Here is a 4,624-nt window from a genome sequence, read left to right as displayed (position 1 = left end):
GTCCGTCCTCGAGGACGGCCGAAGGACCGTGTGGACCTCCCCGCGCGCGGACGGCTCGTGAGAGCGCGGGGTGGCCGTGGCGCCGGCCTCGGGGCCGGACGAACCGTGACGCCCCAGACCTCGAGGTCGCGGCCGATCCACCTCTTCTCTGCCACACGCGGCCTCTATCGACGAGCCGCGGTGCCGATCTTGAGCCCCAGACCTCTCCCCTCTATCATGTCCCTCTACGCTGTCATCATGGCCGGCGGCGTCGGCAGCCGCTTCTGGCCGCGGAGCCGCCGCGCGACGCCCAAGCAGTTCCTCGACGTCTTCGGCGACGCCTCGCTGATCCAGAACACGTTCGCCCGGCTCCAGCCGCTCGTCGACGCCGACCGGACGCTCGTCGTTACCAACGCCGACTACACCGGGATCACGGGCGAGCACCTGCCCGCCATCCCGGCCGGCAACATCCTGGGCGAGCCCGTCGCCCGGAACACGGCCCCGTGCATCGCGCTCGCCGCCGCCAAGCTGCTGGCCCAGGACCCCGACGCGACCATGGTGGTCTTGCCCGCCGACCACCTGATCGCCAACGTCCAGCGCTTCCAGGACGTCCTCGAGGCCGCCGTCGAGGCCGCTCAGCCGACCGGTGACGGCCCCGGGCCTCTCGTCACCATCGGCATCCGCCCGACGCACCCGGAGACGGGCTACGGCTACGTCCAGTACGACCTCGAGGGCGACGGCAAACCGGGTGAGGCGCTCGACCTCGAGGAGTACGACACGCCCCGCGCCTACCCCGTGTTGACGTTCGCCGAGAAGCCCGACGTCAAGACCGCCGAGCGCTTCCTGGATGCCGGCGACTTCCTCTGGAACTCGGGCATGTTCATCTGGCGCGCCGACGCCATCATGGCCGCCTTCGAACGCTACCTCCCCAAGGTCCACCACCTGTTCGCCCCTCTCATCGACGCCATCGGCACCGACGGCGAGGCGGCCGCCATCGAGGACGCCTACGAGCGGAGCCCCAAGATCTCGATCGACTACGGCATCCTGGAGCAGGCCGACCGTGTGCTGGTCGTCCCCGGCGCGTTCGGCTGGAGCGACGTCGGTGACTGGCGAGCCGTCCACGAACTGGCCGACAAGGACGACGCGGGCAACCGGGCCGAGGGCAACGTGATCTTGCAGGACACGGCGCGCAGCTACGCGCGGTCCAGCGACGGGCGCCTGCTGGTGCTGGTCGGGATGGAGGACACGGTCGTCGTGGACACCGGCGACGCGGTCCTGGTGTGCCACCGCGAGCAAGCCCAAAAGGTCAAGGACGTCGTCGACTTCCTGGGCGCGCGCGGCATGGACGAGTACGTCTAGAGCCGGCGCCTCGAGGACGACGCAGCCGCCCGACCTCGAGGGCGAGAATCGCGCCCCACACCACGAGAGGCGCTCTTCAGCTATTTCTCGGTACACCAGCTCGACCTCGAGGTCGCCAGATCGAGTCCCCCCTCCCCTCGTGAGGAGGGGACAGGGGGTGATCCACGTCCGACCTCGAGGACGCGTGGGCGAACCGACTCGTTCCACGGACCCGACGCCTCTCAACTGGGCGCCGGTTCGACCTCGAAGCCACGCTGGGCGGCGTCCTCGAGGACGGAATCTGCCACCATGCGTCGCACACATGAAGGGGCGTCTGTCACAGGCGTCCCTTCTCTTCGTCTTAACGGGATCCCGCGAAACCAAGGACATATCGACCCGTACTGACGACCTGGTTTTAAAAATGACCAATCAGTCACCTTCTGACGACCGATCCATCTTGACCCTAGCCGTCGACCCTGATCTGACCCTGAGCCGCCGCGAGCGCGAACGCTTAGCTCGCCGCGACGCGATGCTCGACGCCGCCCTCGAGGTGTTCGCCGAGAAGGGCTACAGCAGCGCCTCCGTCGACGAGATCGCTGAGCGCGCCGAGTTCGGCAAGGGGACCATCTACAACTACTTCCCTGATGGCAAGGACGAACTGTTCCTGACCCTCTTTGAGGAGCGCGTCGCCGCCGGGATGCACCGGGTCATCTCGGACTCGTTCGAGGACGCGGACCTATCGACGCCGGCCGGAGCTCGGGCGGCGTTTCTGGGATTCATCCGTGGCCTGATTCAGCAGTTCGACGACACGCGTGGGCCGATGCTCATGTTCATGAAGGAGGGTCACCGGACCAAGATCTCCCTCGAGCAAGAGGCCGCGTTCGCGCTCCACTTCTACGGCATCATCGAGGCCGTCGCCGCGCCTATCGGGCGGGCCGTCGAGAGCGGGGCGCTCCGGCCGCTCCCGGCCCACCCCATCGCTCATGTCTTGATGGGGAACGTCCGCGGCTACCTGATGGCCGAGGTTGACGCGGCCTGTGATCCGACGGGCACCTTCAAACCCGCCCCCTTTGGCTCGGCCGACGAGGCCGCCGAATTCTTGACGACCGTCCTGTTCGACGGCCTGCTCGCGTCCGACACCGACGACTAAATGCGTACGCTCCCCCTCCTGCTCGGCGTGATCGCGCTCGGCGCCCAGGCCCAGCCCCCCGCCGAGTTCACCATCGAGGACGTCCTCGAGGCCGAGACCGCCGCGGCCGACGCCGTCCCGGCGACCCTCGACCTCGACGCGGCTATCGAGATCGCGCTCGAACGGGCCTACGCGCTACGGCTCGCCGGCCTCGATGTCGAGACGGCGCAGTCCCAGGTGAGCGAGGCCTACGGCCAGCTCTTCCCCCGCTTGGACGCCGCGAGCTCCTACACCCGCAACGTGGTCCAGGCCAACCCCTTCGCGGGCTCGTCGGCCGGCAACATCTTCGGCGGGCTGGGCGCCATCGGGTGGCTCCAGTTCAACGAGAGCGCCCGCACGGACGGCGACCCGACGACGCAGCCGATCTCGTTCCAGGAGTACAACCAGCGCGTCACGCAGGGCCAGTCCGCGGCCGGGTTCTCCCAAGAGGACGGCGGCAACCCGTTCGGGACCGACAACCAGTTCGTGAACTCGCTCACGCTGAGCCAGCCGATCTACTCGGCGACGGCGTTCGCGGCTGTCAAGGGCGCGCGCGAGCTGGTCCAGATCAACGAGTCGGCCGTCGAGGCGCGACGGAACGAGATCATCGACCAGACGCGGCAGGCGTTCTACGGCGCGCTGTTGGCGCAAGAGCAGGCCGCCGTCCAGCGGTCGTCGCTCCAGCGGTCGAGCGAGACGGCACGCGACGCGTCGCTCTTGGTGGCCCAAGGCGTCCGACCCGTCTTGGAGCGCCTCAACGCCGAGGTCGACCTGGCGAACGCTGAGACCGGCGTCGTGCAGGCGGAGGCCCAGGCGAACATCGCCGTCGACCAGCTTCTCTTGACGTTGGGACTGCCGGTCGGGTCGCGCATCGTCCTCGAGGGCGAGCTGGCGCCGCCGGAGCCCGGCCTGTTCCAGACCGCTGGCCTGGCCGCCGCGGCCGAGCGCTCGCTCAACCTCCGCCCCGACGTTCAGCAGGCGTCGCTCGCGGTCCGGCTCAACGAGGTCCAAAAAAGCATCACGACCGCCGCGCTGTACCCGTCGCTGAGCGCGTTCGTCAACGCGAGCTACAACGGCTCCATCCCCGACGACCGCAGCTTCCTGACGACGCCCGACCCCTCGGACCCGTTCACGTTCGAGTCCGGCTCGACGGACTTCTTTTCCGACGACTACTGGCAGCCGGCGCTGTCGGTCGGGCTGAGCATGAACTGGCAGCTGTTCGACGGCTTCCAGACGCGCCGACGGATCCAGCAGAACCAGATCGCGATCGACCAGGCCGAGATCCAACTCGAGCAGGTCCGCAACGGGGCACGCCTCGAGGTCGCGAGCGCGATCCGCCAGCTCGAGAGCGCCGAGCGCCGCCTCAGCGCCCAAGCCCAGACGGTCCAGACGGCCGAGACCGCGTTCACGTTCGCCAGCGCCCGCCTCGAGGAAGGCGTCGCGTCCCAGGTCGACGTCCGCGTCGCGAGCCAGAACCTCGACGTGGCGCGCCTCAACCAGCTCCAGGCCGTCTTCGACGCGTTGGTGGCCCGCAGCGCCTACGAGCGCGCGACCGGCACCATCGCCCCGACCGCCATCGACACGGCGCCCTTGCCCGAGGTGGTCCCCGCGCTCCCCGTCGGGCCGGCGCCGGCCGCGTTCCCCCGTCCCGAGACCGTCCCCACGGCCGACTCCGACACGCCCCGATGACCACGCCCTCGATGTTCGACCTCGAGGTCGAGCGCGCGCCCAAGCTCATTCGTAGGAGCGCGTTGCAATACGCCCCCACCGACGCCAGCAGCCCCGTTCCGACCTCGAGGTCGGTCCTCCTCGGTCCCACGGCCGACACTCGCCCCGCCTCGTCCTCGAGGCCGACCATGATGCGACACCTATCTCTCGCGCTCACCGCCGCGCTCGTCCTGTCCGCTTGTGGCGGCGACGAGGCCGCCGGCACCGCCGAGGCCGAGGCCCCGCGCGACACCTCCATCCCCGTCGAGGTCGTCGTCGCGACGCCGACGTACTTCGAGGACACCATCGAGCTGACCGGGACGGTCGACGCGGACAACGACGCGACGCTGTCGCCGGACGTGCCGGGGATGCTGACCTACGTCGCGCCCGTCGGCTCGTTCGTCCGAGCCGGTCAGACCGTCGCCCAGGTCC

General features: G+C 69.4%; 3 protein-coding genes and 1 pseudogene. All 4 read left to right on the top strand.

Features of this window, described 5'->3' with window-relative positions:
• Positions 1 to 216: 216 nt before the first annotated feature.
• A complete protein-coding gene (locus WBA11_RS14320; protein WP_424521349.1) occupies positions 217 to 1,338 on the top strand; it encodes a mannose-1-phosphate guanylyltransferase in 1,122 nt (373 codons plus the stop codon).
• 436 nt (positions 1,339 to 1,774) lie between these two features.
• Entirely contained in the window at positions 1,775 to 2,467 is a 693-nt protein-coding gene (locus tag WBA11_RS14315) for a TetR/AcrR family transcriptional regulator (protein WP_424521348.1), read from the top strand.
• A complete protein-coding gene (locus WBA11_RS14310; RefSeq protein WP_424521347.1) occupies positions 2,468 to 4,174 on the top strand; it encodes a TolC family protein in 1,707 nt (568 codons plus the stop codon). It begins immediately after the preceding gene.
• Positions 4,171 to 4,624, top strand: a pseudogene (locus tag WBA11_RS14305) (hypothetical protein); the annotation flags it as partial. The gene WBA11_RS14310 and the pseudogene WBA11_RS14305, both read left to right, overlap by 4 nt.

Origin of the sequence: Rubrivirga sp. (genome assembly GCF_049648075.1) — a bacterium.
In the GTDB taxonomy this organism is placed as follows: domain Bacteria; phylum Bacteroidota; class Rhodothermia; order Rhodothermales; family Rubricoccaceae; genus Rubrivirga.
The sequence above is the reverse complement of the archived record's forward strand: the minus strand, read 5'-3'. Positions and strand labels throughout refer to the sequence as shown.

What these genes read in the sequence shown, in the direction of transcription:
- WBA11_RS14310 (WP_424521347.1), top strand. Translation starts at nt 2,468, where the DNA reads ATGCGTACGCTCCCCCTCCTGCTCGGCGTGATCGCGCTCGGCGCCCAG.
- WBA11_RS14320 (WP_424521349.1), top strand. Translation starts at nt 217, where the DNA reads ATGTCCCTCTACGCTGTCATCATGGCCGGCGGCGTCGGCAGCCGCTTC.